This window comes from Streptomyces sp. 8K308 (assembly GCF_004348315.1).
In the GTDB taxonomy this organism is placed as follows: domain Bacteria; phylum Actinomycetota; class Actinomycetes; order Streptomycetales; family Streptomycetaceae; genus Streptomyces.
In genome coordinates this window covers 54,689-74,705 of sequence record NZ_SMKC01000002.1, presented here as the reverse complement: position 1 = coordinate 74,705, position 20,017 = coordinate 54,689, and the positions used below count along the sequence as shown (strand labels likewise).

Here is a 20,017-nt window from a genome sequence, read left to right as displayed (position 1 = left end):
CTCAGGGGTGCGTGGGGTCCGTGCTCCTGCGGTGAGAGCCGGGTAATCTCACCCTCATGGCCTCACGTACGTCCGGCAAGGGTCCCCAGAACGCGCGCGCCGGGCAGAGCGGCGGGGGAGCGGCCAGAAAGTCGGCGCCGGCCAAGAAGGCACCCGCGAAGAAGACCGCGGCGCGGAAGCCGCCGGCCAAGAAGGCCGCGGCCAAGCCGCCTGCGCCGCCCCGCAACATCGTGGTGCGCGTGCTGCGCGGCGTGTGGCTGGGCATCGCGCACCCGGTCGGGGCGCTGCTGCGCGGCATAGGGCGGGGCGCCAAGGGCCTCGACCCGGCCCACCGCAAGGACGGTCTCGCGCTGCTGCTGCTCGGCCTCGCGCTGGTGATCGCCGCCGGCACCTGGTCCAATCTGCGGGGCCCGGTGGGTGAGCTGGTCACCATGCTGGTCACCGGCGCGCTCGGCCGGCTCGACCTGGTCTTCCCGCTGGTGCTCGGGTACATCGCGGTACGGCTGATCCGGCATCCGGAGAAGGAGGATGCCAACGGGCGGATCGTGATCGGGCTCAGCGCGCTGCTGCTCGGCGTGCTGGGCCTGGTGCACATCGCCGCCGGCGCGCCAGGCGCCAGTGAGGGCGAGCAGGCGGTGCGCAACGCCGGCGGCCAGCTCGGCCTGGTCGCCTCCCGGCCGCTGATCCTGGCCATGGGCGAACCGCTGGCGATGGCCCTGCTGGTGCTGCTGACGGTGTTCGGGCTGCTGGTGGTCACCGCGACGCCGGTCAACGCGATCCCCAGGCGGCTGCGCGAGGGCGCCATCCGCCTCGGCCTGCTGACGGACGACCGGCCGCGGCACGAGCGCGGCGAGGACGGCGGCGGCTTCGTCCCCGAGCGTTACTGGGACGACGACGAGCGGCCGGCCGCCAGAGGCGTCGTGGCGCCCAAGGAGGACGGGCAGGAGCGAGCCGAGCGGGCCGCGCTCGAGTCCCGGCGGCGCTCCCGGCGGACCGCCGCCCGGTCGACCGAGGGGGCCGACCCGGTGGACGTGGCGGCCGCTGCCGCGGCCTCGCTGGACGGCGCGGTGCTGCACGGGGTGCAGCCCTCGCCGCTGGTCGCCGACCTCAGCAGCCGCGTCTCGGCGGGCACGCGTCGGTCCCGGGCGAACCGGGAGGATCACGCAGACCGCGAGGAGGCGGCGGAGCCGGCCGTGGAGCTGGCGGCGCCCCGGAAGGCCGGCCGGGCCGCGCAGGCCGGCGGGAGCGCCGTTCCCGACCTGACCAAGAGCGCGCCCCCGCCGGCCGAGCCGCTGCCGCCGCGCGCCGAACAGCTCCAGCTCTCGGGCGACATCACCTACGCGCTGCCCTCGCTCGAACTGCTGCGGCGCGGCGGCCCCGGCCGCAGCCGCAGCGCTGCGAACGACGCGGTGGTGGAGTCGTTGACCACCGTGTTCACCGAGTTCAAGGTGGACGCGCGGGTCACCGGTTTCACCCGCGGGCCGACCGTCACCCGCTACGAGGTGGAGCTCGGCCCGGCGGTGAAGGTCGAGAAGATCACGGCGCTGGCCAGGAACATCGCCTACGCGGTGGCCAGCCCGGACGTCCGCATCATCAGCCCGATCCCCGGCAAGTCGGCCGTGGGCATCGAGATCCCCAACAGCGACCGCGAGATGGTCAACCTGGGGGACGTGCTGCGCACCGCCGACGCGGTCGGCGAGGACCATCCGCTGCTGGTCGGGCTCGGCAAGGACGTCGAGGGCGGCTATGTGACGGCCAATCTCGCGAAGATGCCGCACATGCTGGTGGCCGGCGCCACCGGATCCGGCAAGTCGTCCTGCGTCAACTGCCTGATCACCTCGGTGATGATGCGGGCGACCCCGGAGGACGTGCGTCTGGTGCTGGTCGACCCCAAGCGGGTGGAGCTCACGGCCTACGAGGGCATCCCGCACCTGATCACCCCGATCATCACCAACCCGAAGCGGGCCGCCGAGGCGCTGCAGTGGGTGGTGCGCGAGATGGACCTGCGCTACGACGACCTCGCCGCCTACGGCTACCGGCACATCGACGACTTCAACGCGGCGGTGCGCGCCGGCAAGGTCACCGCACCCGCCGGCAGCGAGCGCGAGTTGGCGCCGTACCCGTACCTGCTGGTCATCGTGGACGAGCTGGCCGACCTGATGATGGTGGCCCCGCGCGACGTGGAGGACGCGATCGTCCGGATCACACAGCTGGCGCGCGCCGCCGGGATCCACCTGGTGCTGGCGACCCAGCGGCCGAGCGTGGACGTGGTGACCGGCCTGATCAAGGCGAACGTGCCGTCCCGGCTGGCGTTCGCCACCTCCTCGCTGGCCGACAGCCGCGTCATCCTCGACCAGGCGGGCGCCGAAAAGCTGATCGGCAAGGGCGACGGCCTCTTCCTGCCGATGGGCGCGAGCAAGGGCATCCGGATGCAGGGCGCGTTCGTCACCGAGGAGGAGATCGCGGCGGTCGTCGCGCACTGCAAGGAGCAGATGGCGCCGGTCTTCCGGGACGACGTCACGGTGGCCTCGGGGAAGAAGCGGGAGATCGACGAGGAGATCGGGGACGACCTCGACCTGCTCTGCCAGGCGGCCGAGCTGGTGGTCTCCACGCAGTTCGGCTCGACCTCGATGCTGCAGCGGAAGCTGCGGGTGGGCTTCGCCAAGGCCGGGCGGTTGATGGACCTGATGGAGTCGCGTGGCGTGGTGGGGCCGAGCGAGGGGTCCAAGGCCAGGGACGTGCTGGTCAAGCCGGATGAGCTGGATGGCGTGCTGGCGCTGATCCGGGGGGAGCCTTCCAGCTAGGTGGCGGTTGGAGGACCATCCTGTTGGCCCACAATTCAGGTCGGCCCGGTTGCCTGTTCCTTTCGCGCCGCCCCTAGACTTATATGCACAGCACGCGGCTCCACGCTCGAAAGGCGCCCCCGTGTCCAATGGCAACGCCTCAGCCGAGGACCGGCCTTCCGTCGGTCGTACCCTTCAACAGGCTCGCGTCGACGCGAAGCTGACCGTGGACGAGGTCAGCGCGTCCACGCGGGTGCGTGTCCCGATCGTGCAGGCCATCGAGCGGGACGACTTCTCGAGATGTGGTGGTGACGTCTACGCGCGCGGGCACATTCGCACGATCGCGCGAGCGGTGGGCCTCGATCCGGCCGAGGTGATCGCGCTCTACAACGAGCAGCGGGGCGAGCAGCCGCCGCCCACGCTCTCGTCAGGGCCGCTCTTCGAGGCGGAGCGGATTCGTCCGGAGCCGCGCCGGCCCAACTGGACGGCCGCCATGGTGGCCGCGATCGTCGCCGTCATCGGCTTCGTGGGCTTCACCTTCTTCAGCGGCGGGAACGAGGTGGACCCGGGCGCGGTGGCGGAGGGCGCCTCGACGCCGGGGGCCTCGCCCGAAGAGGAGCCGGAGCCTGGCGGCGAGGAGCAGGAGGAGGCGGTCCCCGAGGAGGACGAGGCCGACCCCTCGGAGAGCGCGGTGGCCGCCGCGCCCGATGACAAGGTCACCGTCCAGGCCACCGTCGAGGGCGGCTCCAGCTGGGTCTCGGCCAAGAACGGAAACGGTGAACTGATCTTCGAAGGCGTCCTCCAGGACGGGGATTCGCAGATCTTCACCGACGACGAGCAGATCGACGTGGTGCTGGGCAACGCCGGGGTCGTCTCGCTGCGGGTCAACGGCAAGGACATCGACAGCGACTTCGAGGCGGGCCAGGTCCAGCGCCTGACCTACACCCCGGGCGACCCCGAGGAGGGGTGACCGCCCCCGGCGGGCGGCGTGGCCGGGACAAAGTAGGCTGACCCCATGTCCGATCGCCGTACCGTCGCCCTGGTCACCCTTGGTTGCGCCCGTAATGAGGTGGACTCGGAAGAGCTGGCGGGGCGTCTGGCCGCGGACGGCTGGGAGCTGGTGGACGACGCCGCCGACGCCGAGGTCGCCGTCGTCAACACCTGTGGCTTCGTGGAGGCCGCCAAGAAGGACTCCGTCGACGCCCTGCTCGAGGCCAGTGAGCTCAAGTCGACCGCCGCCGGCGGCGCCGGGCGCACCCGCGCGGTGGTGGCCGTGGGCTGCATGGCGGAACGGTACGGCAAGGAGCTGGCCGACGCGCTGCCCGAGGCCGACGCGGTGCTGGGCTTCGACGACTACGCCGACATCTCCGAGCGGCTGCGGACCATCCTCTCCGGCGGGGTGCACGCCCCGCACATCCCGCGCGACCGGCGCAAGCTGCTGCCCATCAGCCCCGCGGAGCGGCAGGGCACGGAGGTGGCCCTGCCAGGACACGGCGCGGCCACCATCGCCGACCTCCCGGCCGGGATCGCCCCGGCCTCCGGCCCGCGGGCCCCGCTGCGGCGCCGCCTTGGCGCCGGTCCCGTGGCGTCCGTGAAGCTCGCCTCCGGGTGCGACCGGCGGTGCACCTTCTGCGCCATCCCGTCCTTCCGCGGCTCGTTCATCTCCCGGCGGCCGTCCGACGTGCTGGGCGAGGCCCGTTGGCTGGCCGAGCAGGGCGTCAGGGAGATCATGCTGGTCTCCGAGAACAACACCTCCTACGGCAAGGATCTCGGGGACATCCGCCTGTTGGAGACGCTGCTGCCCGAACTGGCCGCCGTGGACGGCCTCGAGCGGATCCGGGTGAGCTACCTGCAGCCCGCCGAGATGCGGCCAGGGCTCATCGAGGTGCTCACCGGCACCGAGAAGGTCGCGCCCTACTTCGACCTGTCCTTCCAGCACTCGGCGCCCGGGGTGCTGCGCGCCATGCGGCGCTTCGGCGACACCGAGCGCTTCCTCGAACTGCTCGACACCATCCGGGCCAGGGCGCCGCTGGCCGGCGTGCGGTCCAACTTCATCGTCGGCTTCCCTGGCGAGACCGAGGCCGACCTCGCGGAGCTGGAGCGCTTCCTCACCGCGGCCAGACTCGACGCCATCGGCGTCTTCGGCTACTCGGACGAGGAGGGCACCGAGGCGGCGGGCTACACCGAGAAGAACCCGCCCGAGGTGGTGGCCGAGCGGCTGGCCCGCGTCACCCAGCTGGCGGAGGAGCTGATCGGGCAGCGGGCCGAGGAGCGGGTGGGCGAGCGGTCGCGGGTCCTGATCGAGTCGCTGGAGGCCGAGGACGGCGTCGAGGGCGATGTGGTCGCGGTGGGTCGCGGCGAGCACCAGGCGCCCGAGACGGACGGCCAGATCCTCGTCACCGTGCCGGAGGCCGGCGCGGTCGTGCCCCGGGTCGGGGACTTCGTGGAGACCGAGATCGTCGCCGCGCAGGGTGTGGACCTCGTCGCCGTGGCGCTGCCGGCCGTCGTCGGCACCGCCGCGGGGGGCGGAAGATGACGGACACGCCGACCTCGGCCGCAGGTAAGGGACACGCGGCCGACGCCCGCCAGGGCCCACCGGCGTCCGGCGACCGCCAGGGGCAGGCGGCGGCCCTGTGGAACATCGCCAACGTGCTCACCATGGTGCGGCTGCTGCTGGTGCCGGGCTTCGTGCTGCTGATGCTGGCCGACGGGGGGCACGATCCGGCCTGGCGCTCGCTAGCCTGGGCCGCCTTCACGGTGGCGATGATCACTGACCTCTTCGACGGGGAGCTGGCCAGGCGGCGCAACCTGGTCACCGACTTCGGCAAGATCGCCGACCCGATCGCGGACAAGGCGATCATGGGCGCGGCGCTGATCTGCCTCTCGCTGCTGTCCGACCTGCCCTGGTGGGTGACGGTGGTGATCCTGGTGCGGGAGCTAGGGATCACGGCGCTGCGGTTCTGGGTGATCAGGCACGGGGTCATCCCGGCCAGCCGGGGCGGCAAGCTGAAGACCCTCGCCCAGGGGGTGGCGGTCGGGATGTACATCCTGTCGCTGACCGGGCCGCTGGCCACCCTGCGGTGGTGGGCGATGGCGCTGGCCGTCGCGCTGACCGTGGTCACCGGCCTCGACTACGTGCGGCAGGCGGTCGTGCTGCGCCGGGCCGGGCTCGCGAGGGGGCGCTCCGATGGGCGGTGATCCCTCGGTCGCGGAGCCGGTCGTCGCGGAGCAGGTGCTCGAGCTGCTGAGCCGGCGGGGCCAGACGGTCGCCGCCGCCGAGTCGCTGACCGGCGGCCTCGTCGCGGCGGCGCTGACCACGGTGCCCGGCGCCTCGCGCTCCTTCCTCGGCTCTGTGACGGCCTATGCCACGGCCGTCAAACGCGAGGTGCTCGGGGTGGCGGGCGAGCTGCTCGCCGAGCGCGGCCCCGTGGACGCCGAGGTGGCCAGACAGCTGGCCAGCGGGGTGCGCCGGCTGCTCGGCGCCGACTGGGGCGTGGCGACGACGGGGGTGGCCGGGCCCGAGCCGCAGGACGGCCAGCCCGTAGGGACCGTCTATGTGGCGGTTTCGGCGCCCGGAACCGGGGGAGTCGTGGCCCAACGGCTCACCCTGCGGGGGGACAGGGCGACGATCCGCGCCGAGAGCGTGCGGGCGGCGCTCGTCCTGCTGCGGAACGAGCTGGTTCAGCACGGGCACCGGAGCCCGCGGGCGGCACAGGATACGGAACAGAACGGAGACGGTGGATGTTTGCAGCCCTGAGTGAACAAGACATCGCTCCCCGCGCGGTTGGAGTCCGAGGCGGTACGGTGGGGCATGAAGCAAGCGAGGCCAACGGTCCGAGGAGGGAGCCACCGATGATCCTGCTCCGTCGCCTGCTGGGTGACGTGCTGCGTCGGCAGCGCCAACATCAGGGCCGCACCCTGCGCGAAGTTTCCTCCTCCGCCCGGGTCTCCCTCGGATACCTCTCCGAGGTGGAGCGTGGGCAGAAGGAGGCTTCATCCGAGCTGCTGGCCGCCATCTGCGACGCGTTGGACCTGCGGATGTCGGAGCTGATGCGGGAGGTCAGCGACGAGCTGGCACTCGCGGAGCTGGCCCAGTCCGCCACGAGCGACACGGTGCCGTCCCTCGGGGTGCCCTCCGGACGGAGTCTGGCGGAGCGCCCCATGCTCAACCCGGTGCGGGTCACCTCCGTGACCCACCGCCCCGACGATCGCGTCACGATCAAGGCCCCGGCCGAGGCCGTGGACGTCGTCGCCGCCTGATCGCGCCACCCCGGCCCGCCGCCGCATCGGCGGGCCGGTGAGTACTTTTCCTGGCCACGTATGCCCTATGCCCGCAGGCGCAGTCCCTTGGGCGTGGCGTGGAAGCCGGCGCCCTCGAGCAGCCGGACCCACAGCGGATCGGTGAGCACCGGGGAGCCGTTGACCCGCTCCACCGTCAGCGTGCCGAGCGCGCCCTCGCGGGCTGCTGCGGCCAGCACCTCAGCGGCCGGCCGCATCGCCTCCTCGACGACCTCGGCGGCGCCATCGGGCGCCCAGGCGAGCATCGACCGCCCGCCGCGCTCCAGGTAGAGCGCGAGCTCCCCCGCCACCAGCACCACGAGCGCCCCGGCCTTGCGGCCCGGCTTGTGCCCCGCGCCTTGCGGCGGCTCGGGCCAGGGCAGCGCGGCACCGTACGCGTTCGCCGGGTCGGCGGCGGCCAGCAGCACGGCGCGCCGGCCGCCGGTGGCCGAGGGCGCGCCGTCGGCGGCCGAGCCGATCGCCCGCAGCCGGTCCACCGCGCCGTCCATCGCGAACTGGGCGGCGCCGAGCCCCTCCACCACGTAGCCACGCCTGGCCTGGCCGCTCTCCTCGAAGGCGGAGAGCACCCGGTAGGCGGCCGCGAAGCCGCCCGGCACGCCCTCCGCCGCCACGGCGCCGCGCGTCACCACGCCGTGCCGGTCGAGCAGGGAGCGGGCCAGGGCGTGGGCGCGCAGCGTCGGCTCCTCCTCCCGTGGCGGCAGCAGCGACCAGCGGCCGGAGACGGTCGGCGGCCCGCTCCGGGAGGCCGTGGGGCGCCTCGCCTGGCCGGTGGGGACGGCCAGCGCGCCGTAGCGGCCGCGGGGCGTGGCCCGGCGGGCCCGGTGTGCGGTCGCGCCCGCCGTGCGGCCCGAGCCGAGCAGCGCGCGCAGCGGGCCTATGGTGTCGTTGGTCAGCCGGCCGGACCAAGCCAGATCCCAGACGGCCTCGGCCAGGGCCGCGTCCGACGCCTCCTCGCCGCCCGCCCGCACCTGCTCGGCGATCTGCCGGAAGAACAGCCCGTAGCCGCCGACCAGCGTGTCGAGAACGGCGCGGTGCAGGGGACCGAGCTCCAGCGGCAGCGGGGGCGGCAGCAGCAGCGGGGCGGCGTCCGCCGTGTAGAGCGAGATCCAGCCGTCTTTGCCGGGCAGCGCTCCGGCGCCCGCCCACACCACCTCGCCAGAGGCCGTCAGCTCGTCGAGCAGCGGCGCGGCGAACCCCCTGACCCGGAAGGGCAGCACCAGGCGCTCCAGCGCCGAGGCCGGCACGGGCGCGCCCTGCAACTGCTCGACGGCCCGCAGCAGGCCGTCGACGCCACGCAACTCGCCGGCCCCGCCCGGCCCCGCGAGGTGCTGCCAGCGGGGCAGGAAGGCCGCCAGGGCGGCCGGCGGGACCGGCTCGACCTCCTGGCGCAGGGCGGCCAGGGAACGGCGGCGTAGCCGCCGCAGCACGCCGGGCTCGCACCACTCCTGGCCGGCCTCGCCCGGCCTGAACTCGCCCTGCACCAGGCGGCCGGCGGCGGCCAGCCGGTGCAGCGCGCCGTCCGCCACGGCCGTGCCGAGCCCGAAGCGGGCGGCGGCCTGAGCCGAGGTGAACGGGCCGTGGGTGCGGGCGTAGCGGGACAGCAGGTCGCCCAGCGGATCGGCCACCGGTTCGGTGAAGGCCTCCGGCACCCCCACCGGCAGCGCGGCGCCCAGCGCGTCCCGCAGGCGGCCGGCGTCCTCGATGGCGGACCAGTGCTCCTCGCCGGCGATCCGCACCCGCAGCGCGCGGCGGGCGGCCGCCAGCTCCGCCGCCCACTCGGGGTGCGCTCCCCGGGCAGCCAGCTCGGCGTCCGTGAGCGGGCCGAGCACCCGCAGCAGGTCGGCGACGCCCTCGACGCCCGAGACCCGGCGCTCCTCGGTCAGCCAGCCCAGCTCCCGCTCCAGGTCGGCGAGCACCTCGGGGTCGAGGAGCTCGCGCAGCTCGGCCCGCCCGAGCAGCTCGGCAAGCAGCCGCGAGTCCAGGGAGAGTGCCGCGGCGCGGCGCTCGGCCAGCGGCGAGTCCCCCTCGTAGAGGTACTGGGCGACGTAGCCGAAGAGCAGGGAGCGGGCGAAGGGCGAGGGCTCCCGGGTGGTGACCTCGACGAGCCGGACCCGGCGGGCCTGGATGTCGCCCATCAGCTGGGCCAGGCCCGGCACGTCGAAGACGTCCTGCAGGCACTCGCGGACCGCCTCGAGCACGATCGGGAATGACCCGAACTCGGAGGCCACCGACAGCAGCTGGGCCGCCCGCTGGCGCTGCTGCCACAGCGGGGTGCGCCGGCCGGGGTCCCGCCTGGGGAGCAGCAGCGCGCGGGCCGCGCACTCGCGGAAGCGCGACGCGAACAGGGCGGAGCCGCCCACCTGGTCGGTGACGAGGTCGTCGACCTCGCTCCGGTCGAACAGCACGTCCCCCGCGCCGACTGGTGCCTGGCCGTCGTCGAACGCCGCGTCCCCCGCGCCGGAGACCGGCCCTTCCGGGTCGAGGCCGGCCTCGACGGCCAGCAGGTCGGCGTCCGGCAGCCGCAGCACGATCCCGTCGTCCGCGTGCAGCACCTGCGCGTCCATGCCGAAGCGCTCGGTGAGCCGCGCGCCGAGCGCCAGGGCCCAGGGGGCGTGCACCTGGGCGCCGAACGGGGAGTGCACCACGATCCGCCAGTCGCCCAGCTCGTCCCTGAACCGCTCGACGACGATGGTGCGGTCGTCCGGGACGTGGCCGCAGGCCTCACGCTGCTCGCCGAGATAGCCGAGCACGTTGTCCACGGCCCAGGCGTCGAGGCCGGCGGCGGCGAGCCGCTCCCTGGCGGCCTCCGGGGACAGGGCGCCGATCTCCCGCACGAACGCGCCGATCGCGCGGCCGAGCTCCAGCGGGCGACCCAGCTGGTCGCCCTTCCAGAACGGCAGCCGGCCAGGCACCCCGGGCGCCGGCGTGACCAGGACCCGGTCCCGGGTGATGTCCTCGATGCGCCAGGATGTGGTGCCGAGCGTGAAGACGTCCCCCACCCGGGACTCGTAGACCATCTCCTCGTCGAGCTCGCCGACCCGGCCGCCGCCGCGGCGCGGGTCGGCGCCGGCCAGGAACACCCCGAACAGGCCGCGGTCCGGGATGGTGCCGCCGGAGGTGACGGCCAGCCGCTGGGCGCCCGGCCGGCCGGCGACGGTGTGCGCCACCCGGTCCCAGACGAGCCTGGGCCGCAGCTCGGCGAAGGCGTCCGACGGATACCGGCCGGCCAGCATGTCGAGCACCGCGTGGAAGGCGGACTCCGGCAGGGCCGCGAACGGCGCGGCGCGCCGCACGAGGGCGAGCAACTCGTCCACGTCCCAGGTGTCCATCGCGGTGATCGCGACCAACTGCTGGGCCAGCACGTCCAGCGGGTTGGCCGGGATCCGCAGCGCCTCGATGGCGCCGGCCCGCATCCGCTCGGTGACCACGGCCGACTGCACCAGATCCCCCCGGTACTTGGGGAAGACCACGCCGGTCGAGACGGCACCCACCTGGTGGCCGGCGCGGCCCACCCGCTGCAGCCCGGAGGCCACCGAGGGCGGGGACTCGACCTGGACGACCAGGTCGACCGAGCCCATGTCGATGCCGAGCTCCAGGCTCGAGGTGGCGACCACGGCCGGCAGCCGGCCGGCCTTCAGATCCTCCTCGATCAGGGCGCGCTGCTCCTTGGAGACCGAGCCGTGGTGTGCCCTGGCGAGGACCGCGGGGGCGCCCCTGGTGGCCCCGGAGCCGCCCATCAGCGCGGCGGGGGAGTGCTCCTCGGGCAGCGGCTCGCCGGTGGCGCGCTCGTGGGCGATCTCGTTCATCCGGTTGCACAGGCGCTCGGCGAGCCGGCGCGAGTTGGCGAAGACGATGGTGGAGCGGTGGGCGAGCACCAGGTCGACGATGCGCTCCTCGACCGATGGCCAGATGGACGGCGGGCCGCCGGGAGAGCCGCCGGGGCCCGGGGCGTCGGGCACGGGCGAGCCGCCGAGCTCGCCCAGGTCCGCGACGGGCACGACCACCGAGAGCTGGAACTCCTTGCCGGACGGCGGCTGGACGATCCTCGCCTTGCGCTGCGGCGAGAGGAACCTGGCCACCTCGTCGACCGGCCGCACCGTGGCGGAGAGACCGATCCGCCGGGCCGGCCTGGGGAGCAGCGCGTCGAGCCGCTCGAGGGAGAGCGCCAGGTGCGCGCCGCGCTTGGTGCCGGCGACCGCGTGCACCTCGTCCAGGATCACGGTCTCGACGCCGGCCAGCGCCTCGCGGCTGGCCGAGGTGAGCATGAGGAACAGCGACTCCGGGGTGGTGATGAGGATGTCGGGCGGCCGGCGGGCCAGGGTGCGGCGGTCGGCCGCCGGGGTGTCGCCGGTGCGGATGCCGACGCGGATCTCCGGCACCGCGAGGCCGAGGCGGGCCGACTCCTGCCGGATGCCGGTGAGCGGGCTGCGCAGATTCCGCTCAACGTCGACGGCGAGCGCCTTGAGCGGCGAGACGTACAGCACTCGGCAGCGCTTCAGCGGCTCGGCCGGCGGCGGCGTGGCCGCCAGTCGGTCGAGCGAGGCGAGGAAGGCGGCCAGGGTCTTGCCGGAGCCGGTCGGCGCGACGACCAGGGCGTCCGACTCCTCGGCGATCGCCTGCCAGGCCCCCACCTGCGCCGCCGTCGGCGCGTGGAAGGCCCTGGTGAACCATGCCCTGGTGGCCGGTGAGAACCCGTCGAGCGCGCCCGCCGCGCCCGGTGCCGATTGTCCGTCCATGTCCCTCATCGTGACACCCGGCACTGACAGCCACTCTCGGGCACCCTCGGGGGCGGCGGGATACTGGAGGTATGCGGTTGACGGACTTCTGGCAGCGGATGGCGGAGCAGTTCGGTCCTGCCTACGCGGACTCCTTCGCTCGGGACCACGTGATGTCCGAACTCGGGGGAAAGACGGTGAACGAGGCGCTGGCCGAGGGCTGGAGCGCCAAGGACGTCTGGCGGGCGGTCTGTGCGGCCATGGATGTGCCCGCGCACCTGCGGTGATGGCTCTGAACAGGCGTTTTCCCGGTTATCCACAGACCGGCTCGTTCGCTTGACACAAAAATCGAACAGCCATTCTTATGGGGGTGCGGAACGGCGTCCCGGTCCTCGATTGTCAGTGGCGGGCGCTAGCGTCCGTGGATGTGAAGCGATCGAATCAGACGGACCGGGTGGCACCCATGGCAGGTACGGACCGCGAGAAGGCGTTGGACGCCGCACTCGCGCAGATTGAGCGGCAGTTCGGCAAAGGCGCCGTGATGCGCCTGGGCGAGCGGCCGGACGAGCCGGTCGAGGTCATCCCCACCGGTTCCACGGCCCTCGACGTGGCCCTCGGCGTGGGCGGGCTGCCGCGCGGCCGGGTGGTCGAGGTGTACGGCCCCGAGTCCTCAGGAAAGACGACCCTGACCCTGCACGCGGTGGCGAACGCCCAGCGCGCCGGCGGCACGGTCGCCTTCGTGGACGCCGAGCACGCGCTCGACCCGGAGTACGCCAAGAAGCTGGGCGTGGACGTGGACCAGCTGATCCTCTCCCAGCCGGACAACGGCGAACAGGCGCTCGAGATCACCGACATGCTGATCCGCTCCGGCGCCCTCGACCTGATCGTCATCGACTCGGTGGCGGCCCTGGTGCCGCGCGCCGAGATCGAGGGCGAGATGGGCGACTCCCACGTCGGCCTCCAGGCGCGGCTGATGAGCCAGGCCCTGCGGAAGATCACCGGTGCGCTCAACCAGTCGAAGACCACGGCCATCTTCATCAACCAGCTCCGCGAGAAGGTCGGCGTGATGTTCGGCTCGCCCGAGACGACCACGGGTGGTCGGGCGCTGAAGTTCTACGCCTCGGTGCGGCTCGACATCCGCCGCATCGAGACCCTGAAGGACGGCACCGAGGCGGTCGGCAACCGCACCCGGGTCAAGGTCGTCAAGAACAAGGTGGCCCCGCCCTTCAAGCAGGCCGAGTTCGACATCCTCTACGGCATCGGCATCAGCCGCGAGGGCGGCCTGATCGACATGGGCGTCGAGCACGGCTTCATCCGCAAGTCCGGCGCCTGGTACACCTACGAGGGCGACCAGCTGGGGCAGGGCAAGGAGAACGCGCGGAACTTCCTGCGTGACAACCCGGGCCTGGCCAACGAGATCGAGAAGAAGATCAAGGAGAAGCTGGGCATCGGGCCCAAGACCGAGGCGCCCGAAGGCGAGCCGGGCAAGGACGCGGCCGCCACCGCGGCCGCCGCCGTCGCGCCGCCCGCGCCCGCCAAGGGCGGGAAGGCCAAGCCCGCGGCCGCCGCGGCCAAGAGCTGACGGTGACCCGGCGCACCGACTGGCCGGAGGGCGCGGGACACGAAGACGGCGGTGGCCCCGCCGCGTCGAGGGCCGGGGCAGGGCCACCGCACCCCCCGAGGAGCCCGGAGGAGCGGGCGCGGGCGATCTGCCTGCGGCTGCTCACCGGGACACCGCGGACGCGTCGGGAGCTGGCCGACGCGCTCCGCGAGCGGGACGTGCCGGACGAGGTGTCGGCGGCGGTCCTCGACCGGTTCGAGGAGGTGGGGCTGATCGACGACGCCGCCTTCGCCGCGGCCTGGGTGGAGTCCAGGCACCACGGCCGTGGGCTCGCCCGGCGAGCCCTGGCGCGCGAGCTGCGGACCAAGGGGGTGGCCGCCGCATCCATCGACGAGGCGATCGGCCGCCTTGACGCCGAGCGCGAGGAGGACACGGCCCGGGCGCTGGTGGCCCGCCGGCTGCGGGCCACCCGGGGCCTCGACCGCGATCGGCGACTGCGCCGGCTGGTCGGGATGCTGGCCCGCAAGGGCTACCCGGAGGGCACGGCCCTGCGGGTGGTCAGGGAGGCCCTGGCCGCCGAGGGGGAGGACCCTGGCGAGGAGACCGAGCTGATCGGGGACGGCCTCTGAGCGGCCCCGCCCAGGCGGAGCGGCTAGGCCCCCGTGGCGCCGCGCAGGCCGCGCACGCACTCGGTGAGAGCGGCCAGGTCGGTGCCCGGCAGCGCGGCGGCCAGGTGTCCGTCGGGGCGGACGACCAGCAGGGTGTGCGCGCCGGCCCCCGGATACTCCTCGGTGACCATCAGCTCAGCCGGCAGCGGCAGGGTGCCGACCGCAGCCGCCAGCCGGGGCATGAGGCCGGCCGTCAGCCAGTGCCTGGCGTCCCACACCCGCGATCCCGGGGCGGTCAGCACCAGCAGCAGCGGGCCGCCGAGGCGCTCCCTGAGTGAGCCCTGGGCGCCGTCCAGGGACGTCACCGGGACGTCGTCGACCAGGGTGCCTGGCGGCTCGGCCGGGGTGGCGCGGGGCGCGGTGCTGGCCAGCGGGGACGCCGGATAGCCGGCGGGCGCGCCCAGGGTGCCGCGGCCCAGGTGGCCGTCGGCGAGCAGGGTGAGCCGCCCCCGGCCGCGCCCGGTGAGGCGGCCGGCGAGCCCGCCGCCGCGCACCAGTGGCAGCGCCTGGTCGACCGCCCGCAGCCGATCGGCGACGGCGGTGCGGCGCTCGGCCTCGTAGCTGTCGAGCAGGGTCTCGGCGTCGCCCTCGCGACAGGCGATGGCCAGCTTCCAGGCCAGGTTGTCCACGTCCCGCAGGCCCTCGGCGACCTGCTGGGTGCCGAGCGCCCCCAGCAGGTGCGCCGCGTCCCCCGCGAGGAACGCCCGGCCGGCGCGCCAGCGGCGGGCCAGGCGCTGGTGGCAGATGTGCACGCCGGCGTCCAGCAATTCGTAGGGCGGGAGTTCACCGTCGTGCCAGGTGGTGAGCGTGGCGTGCACCCGCTCCAGCATGGCGTCCGGGGTGACCAGGGCGCCGTCAGGCGGCAGCGGCCAGTCGAGCCGCCACCGGTCGCCGGCCAGCGGCCTGGTGATGACCTCGGCCTGCGGCACCCCTCGGTGCAGCCCGGCCTCGCCAGGCCAGGGCAGCTCGGCGCGCAACGCCGCCACCGCGTAGCGCTCGACGCCGGTGCGCCCGGGGAAGGCGATGCCCAGCAGCTTGCGGGCGGTGGAGCGGGCCCCGTCGCAGCCGACGAGGTAGCTGCCGCGGAACGACCTGGCCTGGCCGCGCTGCCCCTCGGGCGCCCGGCGCACCGTGTGGGCCAGGATCTCGCGGTCGTGCTGCTCTAGGTCCGTCAGCCGGTGCCCGGCCGCGATCCGGATCAGCTCCTCGTGGCCCGCGGCCTCCCGCAGGGCGTGTTCGAGCACGTGCTGCGGCACGTGGCGCGGCGCGGTGCGCTCGGGGAACTCGTGGCGGAAGACGGCGCGCCCCCGGACGCTGGTGCGCCAGGCCGCCCACACCCCGGTGTCCCGGCCGAGACCCGGCAGGGCCGCCCATCTGGCCAGGTCGGGCGGCAGCACGCAACTGCGGGCGAGGCGTTTCGGGGCCGGTCCCTCTCCGCCGTCGAGTATCACGGAGGGGACGCCCTGCCCGGCCAGGGCAAGCGCCAGCGCGAGCCCGATCGGGCCCGCGCCGGCAATGATCACGGGCAGCACAGCACGTATGCAACCCAGCGGCTGATCGGGCGTCAAGTCCGCCCGGTCCCCGGTGATCGGCTAGGGGTTGGGGTCGGTCCCGGGCGTGCCCGGGGTGGCGACTCCGGCAGGTGCCGTGAGCTGCGGCTCGGACACCCGCGGGGTGGGGAGGGCGGAGGCCATCGAGGTGCTGTCCGCCGGGTCGGTCGGGTCGTTCTTGACCACCGTGCCGGTGCCCCGCTTGCCGCGCCGCAGCCGGTTCTCCAGCCAGGCGGCCAGGCTGGTGAGCAGGAAGTTCAGCGCGATGAAGATCAGCGCGGCCACCATGTAGGCGGCGATGGTGTTGGCGTAGTTGGTGGACACCAGGCGCGCGTTGGACAGCAGCTCGCTGTAGCCCAGTATGGCGCCACCGAGCGTGGTGTCCTTCACGATGACCACCAGCTGGCTGACGATCGCCGGCAGCATCGCGGTCACCGCCTGGGGCAGCAGCACGTGGACCATGGTCTGGCCCTTGCGCAGGCCGATCGCCCGGGCCGCCTCGCCCTGGCCGCGCGGCAGCGTCAGCACGCCGGCCCGCACGATCTCGGCCAGCACCGAGGCGTTGTAGAGGACCAGGCCGGTCACCACCGCGTACAGCGGGCGGACGTCACGGTCGACGTCGGACCACATCGCGTACGCCTCGTTGGCGAAGATCATCATCAGCAGCACCGGGACGGCGCGGAAGAACTCGACGATGACGTCGCAGGGTCGGCGGATCCACCAGTGGTCGGAGAGCCGGCCGATGCCGAACACGACGCCGAGCGGCAGCGCGATCACCAGCGACAGGGCCGCCGCCGTCAGCGTGTCCTGCAGGCCGGGCCAGAGGAAGGTGGTCCAGATCCGGGAGTCGGTGACGAAGACGTCCCACTTCTCCGCGTCGAGCTGGTTATTGTCGTTCATCGCCTGGATGACCCACCAGAAGAAGGCGGCGAGCACGGCAACAAACAGCACGGCGTAGAGCACGTTCCGCCGCTTGGCCCGGGGACCCGGGGCGTCATACAGAACGGACAGGTTGGTCATCGCTTCACCGCCACGCGCTTGGCCAGCCAGCCGAGGAAGAGTCCGGTCGGCAGGGTCAGGATGATGAAACCGAGGGCGAACAACAGGGCGATCGGGATGAGGTCGGCCTCGTTCTCGACCATGGTCCGCATCAGGAACGCGGCCTCGGCCACGCCGATGGCGGCCGCCACCGTGGTGTTCTTGGTGAGGGCGATCAGCACGTTGGCCAGCGGGGCCACCACCGAGCGGAAGGCCTGGGGCAGCACCACGATGCGCAGCACCTGGCTGAAGCTGAGGCCGATGGCGCGCGCCGCCTCCGCCTGGCCCACCGGCACGGTGTTGATGCCGGAGCGCAGCGCCTCACAGACGAAGGTTGAGGTGTACGCGATGAAGCCGAGGACGGCCAGCCGGAAGCCGGTGGTGTCGATGTCGTCGGAAAACATCGTCATCTGCAACGTCTGGCCCAGGCCCAGCGAGCAGAAGACGATGATCAGGGTCAGCGGGGTGTTGCGGAAGAGGTGGACGTAGGCGGTGCCGAAGGCGCGCATGATCGGGACCGGGCTGACCCGCATGCCCGCCAGGATCGTGCCCCAGATCAGCGAGCCGATCGCGGAGAGGACGGTGAGCTGCACCGTCGTCCAGAACGCGCCGAACAGGTCGTACTGTTCGAGGTCTAGGAAGTCGAACACGGAGTCTCTCAGTCTCGACTAGAGGGTGCGGAATGGGTGCGGCGCGCCGCCGGTCGAGGCGGCGCGCCACGGGGACCCGGTGGGTCAGCTGGCTGCCTCGATCTCGGGGGCGGGCTCGTTCTCGTACTGGGCCGGGCCGAGGTTGGCGTCGACGGCCTCCTGCCAGGCACCGGACTCGACCATGCTCGTGATCGCGTCGTTGATCTGCTGCTGGAGCTCGGTGTCGTCCTTGGGGATGCCGACGCCGTAGTACTCGTCGCTCAGCTCGAGACCGGCCAGCTCGAACTTGCCCTGGTTGACCTCCTGCGAGGCGTAGCCGGCGAGGATCGAGTCGTCCGTGGTCAGGGCGTCCACCGCGCCGTTCTCCAGGCCGGTCAGGCACTCCGAGTAGGTGCCCATCTCGTGGAGCTGGGCGTCCGGGGCGAAGTCGTTCTGGACGTTCTGCGCGGAGGTGGAACCGGCGACCGAACAGAGCGTCAGGTCGTTGATCTCGTCCGGCGAGGAGACCGTCTCGCCCGCCCGCATCAGCAGGTCCTGGTGCGCGAGGAAGTACGGGCCCGCGAAGCTGACCTGCTGCTCGCGCTCCTCGGTGATCGAGTAGGTGGCCACGATGAAGTCCACGTCGCCGCGCTGGAGCATGCTCTCCCGGTCGCCACTTGGCGACTCGACGAACTCGATCTGGTCGGGCTCGTAGCCCAGCTCGCCCGCGATGTAGGTGGCGACGTCCACGTCGAAGCCGGCGTAGTCGCCGTCCGGGGTCTGCAGGCCAAGGCCCGGCTGGTCGAACTTGATGCCGATCGTGATGCTGTCGCCGCCGCTTCCGCCCTCGCTTCCGCCGTCACCCTCGTCGTCACCGGAGCCGCACGCCGTGGCGGCGAGCGAGAGAGCGAGAACGGAGGCGGCCAGCGCGCTTGCCTTGCGGAGTCTCATTACGTGATCCCTTGTTGTCGTAAAAAGTGGTGCGGGTCCGTGGGCGACCGGGCTCGGTCGCGGTCGCGAGTCGCGAGCGTCAGTGCTTGAGGATCTTCGAGAGGAAGTCCTTGGCCCGGTCGCTGCGGGGGTTGTCGAAGAACTGGTGAGGGGCCGCCTCCTCGACGATCCGGCCGTCCGCCATGAAGACCACGCGATCGGCGGCGGAACGGGCGAAGCCCATCTCGTGGGTGACGACGACCATCGTCATGCCCTCCCTGGCCAGCTGCTGCATGACCTCGAGGACCTCGTTGATCATCTCCGGGTCGAGCGCCGAGGTGGGCTCGTCGAAGAGCATCACCTTGGGCTGCATGGCCAGGGCCCGGGCGATCGCCACCCGCTGCTGCTGACCACCCGAGAGCTGCGCCGGGTACTTGTCGGCCTGGGTGCCGACGCCGACCCGGTCGAGCAGCTCACGTGCCCGGGCCTCGACCTCTTCCTTGTTCTGACGCCGGACCTTGATCGGACCCAGCATCACGTTCTCGAGCACGGTCTTGTGCGCGAAGAGGTTGAAGGACTGGAAGACCATGCCCACGTCGGCGCGGAGCCGGGCGAGGCCCCGCCCCTCGTCGGGCAGGGGGTCACCGTCGATCGTGATCGATCCCGCGTCAATGGTCTCCAGGCGGTTGATCGTCCGGCAGAGCGTCGACTTGCCGGAGCCGGAAGGCCCGATCACGACGACCACTTCACCGCGCTTGATCGTGAGGTTGATGTCCTGGAGCACGTGCAGCGCACCGAAGTGCTTGTTCACGCTGTCCAGGACGACAAGGTCTTCCGCCAGGGGCGCGGCCTCCTCAGCGGCATCCTTGGTCAGCGGCACATTGCTCATCGTGGCTTTGCTCCGTCCTCGTCGGTTGACGGGACCTTAGCCAGCGCTTACAAGTACCGTCAGCAGATCTGAGCGGAAATTGAGGGTCACGATGTGATCGCGGTCTCGTTGCGCTCGGTGCTCCGGTGAGCGCTTTCGGTGAGAACCGGGTAACGGAACCGTTCAGCTCCTTCGGACCCCCTTGACGCCGGCAGCGTCCATCGGCGTGGATGCGGGGATACGCTTCAACTGCCGTGGGAGGAATGCGCGGGTGAGACTGCTCCTGGTCGAGGACGACGAGCATGTCGCCGCCGCCTTGGTCGCCGTCCTGACCAGGCACGGCTTCGACGTGGTCCGCGCGCGCGGCGGCGAGGAGGCCGTCACGCTGGTCCGCGACCGCTCCTTCAACGTCGTGCTGCTCGACCTCGGGCTGCCCGACGTGGACGGCTTCGAGGTCTGCGGCCGGATCAGGCGGGTCGCCTCGGTGCCCATCATCATGGTGACCGCGCGGAGCGACGTCCGCTCCCGTATCCATGGCCTCAATCTGGGCGCCGACGACTACGTCGTCAAGCCCTACGACACCGGCGAGCTGCTGGCCCGGATACACGCGGTCAGCCGCCGCAAGGCCCACGAGGAGGAGGCGGCGGCCCCGGAGACCAGCCCCACCGGCGTGCTCAGCCTCGGCCCCATCACCGTCGAGCTCGCCACCCGCCAGGTCTCGGTGGACGGCCGGCAGATCTCCCTGACCCGCAAGGAGTTCGACCTGCTCGCCCTGCTGGCCCAGCGCCCCGGCGTCGTCTTCCGCCGGGAGCAGATCATCAGCGACGTCTGGCAGACCAGCTGGGAGGGGACGGGCCGCACGCTCGAGGTGCACGTCGCCTCGCTCCGGGCCAAGCTGCGCCGGCCCGGGCTCGTCGAAACCGTCCGCGGCGTCGGCTACCGGCTGGCGCTTCCCACCGCCTGACACCCACCCCAC

At 72.9% G+C, this 20,017-nt stretch carries 15 protein-coding genes and 1 pseudogene; 10 read left to right on the top strand and 6 right to left on the bottom strand.

What is annotated here, in order from left to right; all coding sequences use genetic code 11:
* Positions 1-56 precede the first annotated feature (56 nt).
* The 6 genes from E1265_RS00785 (at position 57) to E1265_RS00760 (ending at position 7,043) form a co-directional block, all read left to right on the top strand.
* Positions 57-2,804, top strand: a complete 2,748-nt coding sequence (locus tag E1265_RS00785; RefSeq protein WP_132928232.1) for a DNA translocase FtsK — start codon at positions 57-59, stop codon at positions 2,802-2,804.
* A 121-nt stretch (positions 2,805-2,925) separates the two neighbouring features.
* Entirely contained in the window at positions 2,926-3,753 is an 828-nt protein-coding gene (locus tag E1265_RS00780) for a helix-turn-helix domain-containing protein (RefSeq protein WP_132928231.1), read from the top strand.
* Positions 3,754-3,798: 45 nt separating this feature from the next.
* Positions 3,799-5,319 carry a 30S ribosomal protein S12 methylthiotransferase RimO gene (rimO, locus tag E1265_RS00775; protein ID WP_132928230.1) on the top strand — a complete coding sequence of 507 codons (1,521 nt, stop codon included), beginning with the start codon at positions 3,799-3,801 and terminating at the stop codon, positions 5,317-5,319.
* The gene (gene pgsA / locus E1265_RS00770) at positions 5,316-5,981 is read left to right on the top strand and encodes a CDP-diacylglycerol--glycerol-3-phosphate 3-phosphatidyltransferase (RefSeq protein WP_132928229.1); all 666 of its coding nucleotides are present in this window, start codon (positions 5,316-5,318) and stop codon (positions 5,979-5,981) included. The genes rimO and pgsA overlap by 4 nt, the downstream gene beginning before the upstream one ends.
* Complete coding sequence (locus E1265_RS00765; RefSeq protein ID WP_132928228.1) at positions 5,971-6,540, top strand: CinA family protein; 570 nt, start codon at positions 5,971-5,973, stop codon at positions 6,538-6,540. The genes pgsA and E1265_RS00765 overlap by 11 nt, the downstream gene beginning before the upstream one ends.
* A gap of 95 nt (positions 6,541-6,635) precedes the next feature.
* Positions 6,636-7,043: a helix-turn-helix transcriptional regulator gene (locus E1265_RS00760; RefSeq protein WP_132928227.1), complete on the top strand. Its 408-nt coding sequence runs from the start codon at positions 6,636-6,638 to the stop codon at positions 7,041-7,043.
* A gap of 65 nt (positions 7,044-7,108) precedes the next feature.
* On the opposite strand, the gene E1265_RS00755 is transcribed toward E1265_RS00760, so the two are convergent.
* Positions 7,109-11,818 carry an ATP-dependent helicase gene (locus E1265_RS00755; protein WP_207930901.1) on the bottom strand — a complete coding sequence of 1,570 codons (4,710 nt, stop codon included), beginning with the start codon at positions 11,816-11,818 and terminating at the stop codon, positions 7,109-7,111.
* A 71-nt stretch (positions 11,819-11,889) separates the two neighbouring features.
* Between E1265_RS00755 and E1265_RS00750 the strand changes: the two genes are divergently transcribed.
* The 3 genes and pseudogenes from E1265_RS00750 to recX form a co-directional block, all read left to right on the top strand.
* Positions 11,890-12,084, top strand: a complete 195-nt coding sequence (locus tag E1265_RS00750; RefSeq protein ID WP_132928225.1) for a DUF3046 domain-containing protein — start codon at positions 11,890-11,892, stop codon at positions 12,082-12,084.
* Positions 12,085-12,260: 176 nt separating this feature from the next.
* Positions 12,261-13,379 (top strand): recombinase RecA, encoded by a 1,119-nt coding sequence (gene recA, locus E1265_RS00745; protein WP_132928224.1) that lies wholly within the window; start codon positions 12,261-12,263, stop codon positions 13,377-13,379.
* A pseudogene (gene recX, locus E1265_RS00740) lies at positions 13,277-13,987 on the top strand (recombination regulator RecX); the annotation flags it as partial. The gene recA and the pseudogene recX, both read left to right, overlap by 103 nt.
* A 23-nt stretch (positions 13,988-14,010) precedes the next feature.
* On the opposite strand, the gene E1265_RS00735 reads toward recX, so the two are convergent.
* From E1265_RS00735 to E1265_RS00715, 5 genes are all read right to left on the bottom strand, one after another.
* Entirely contained in the window at positions 14,011-15,558 is a 1,548-nt protein-coding gene (locus E1265_RS00735; protein WP_132928223.1) for an FAD-dependent monooxygenase, read from the bottom strand.
* Positions 15,559-15,618: 60 nt separating this feature from the next.
* Positions 15,619-16,596, bottom strand: coding sequence for an amino acid ABC transporter permease (locus E1265_RS00730; RefSeq protein ID WP_132928222.1), 978 nt, complete (start codon positions 16,594-16,596; stop codon positions 15,619-15,621).
* The gene (locus E1265_RS00725; protein ID WP_132928221.1) at positions 16,593-17,264 is read right to left on the bottom strand and encodes an amino acid ABC transporter permease; all 672 of its coding nucleotides are present in this window, start codon (positions 17,262-17,264) and stop codon (positions 16,593-16,595) included. Before E1265_RS00725 ends, E1265_RS00730 begins: the two co-directional genes overlap by 4 nt.
* 84 nt (positions 17,265-17,348) lie before the next feature.
* Positions 17,349-18,194, bottom strand: a complete 846-nt coding sequence (locus tag E1265_RS00720; RefSeq protein ID WP_132928220.1) for a glutamate ABC transporter substrate-binding protein — start codon at positions 18,192-18,194, stop codon at positions 17,349-17,351.
* Positions 18,195-18,273: 79 nt separating this feature from the next.
* A complete protein-coding gene (locus tag E1265_RS00715; RefSeq protein ID WP_132928219.1) occupies positions 18,274-19,062 on the bottom strand; it encodes an amino acid ABC transporter ATP-binding protein in 789 nt (262 codons plus the stop codon).
* A gap of 250 nt (positions 19,063-19,312) precedes the next feature.
* Between E1265_RS00715 and E1265_RS00710 the strand changes: the two genes are divergently transcribed.
* Complete coding sequence (locus tag E1265_RS00710; protein ID WP_132928218.1) at positions 19,313-20,005, top strand: response regulator transcription factor; 693 nt, start codon at positions 19,313-19,315, stop codon at positions 20,003-20,005.
* Positions 20,006-20,017: the final 12 nt, after the last annotated feature.

Coding starts and splice junctions, on each gene's coding strand:
- E1265_RS00785 (WP_132928232.1), top strand. CDS start 57: ATGGCCTCACGTACGTCCGGCAAGGGTCCCCAGAACGCGCGCGCCGGG.
- rimO (WP_132928230.1), top strand. CDS start 3,799: ATGTCCGATCGCCGTACCGTCGCCCTGGTCACCCTTGGTTGCGCCCGT.
- pgsA (WP_132928229.1), top strand. CDS start 5,316: ATGACGGACACGCCGACCTCGGCCGCAGGTAAGGGACACGCGGCCGAC.
- E1265_RS00765 (WP_132928228.1), top strand. CDS start 5,971: ATGGGCGGTGATCCCTCGGTCGCGGAGCCGGTCGTCGCGGAGCAGGTG.
- E1265_RS00760 (WP_132928227.1), top strand. CDS start 6,636: ATGATCCTGCTCCGTCGCCTGCTGGGTGACGTGCTGCGTCGGCAGCGC.
- E1265_RS00755 (WP_207930901.1), bottom strand. CDS start 11,818: ATGGACGGACAATCGGCACCGGGCGCGGCGGGCGCGCTCGACGGGTTC.
- E1265_RS00750 (WP_132928225.1), top strand. CDS start 11,890: ATGCGGTTGACGGACTTCTGGCAGCGGATGGCGGAGCAGTTCGGTCCT.
- recA (WP_132928224.1), top strand. CDS start 12,261: ATGGCAGGTACGGACCGCGAGAAGGCGTTGGACGCCGCACTCGCGCAG.
- E1265_RS00730 (WP_132928222.1), bottom strand. CDS start 16,596: ATGACCAACCTGTCCGTTCTGTATGACGCCCCGGGTCCCCGGGCCAAG.
- E1265_RS00720 (WP_132928220.1), bottom strand. CDS start 18,194: ATGAGACTCCGCAAGGCAAGCGCGCTGGCCGCCTCCGTTCTCGCTCTC.
- E1265_RS00715 (WP_132928219.1), bottom strand. CDS start 19,062: ATGAGCAATGTGCCGCTGACCAAGGATGCCGCTGAGGAGGCCGCGCCC.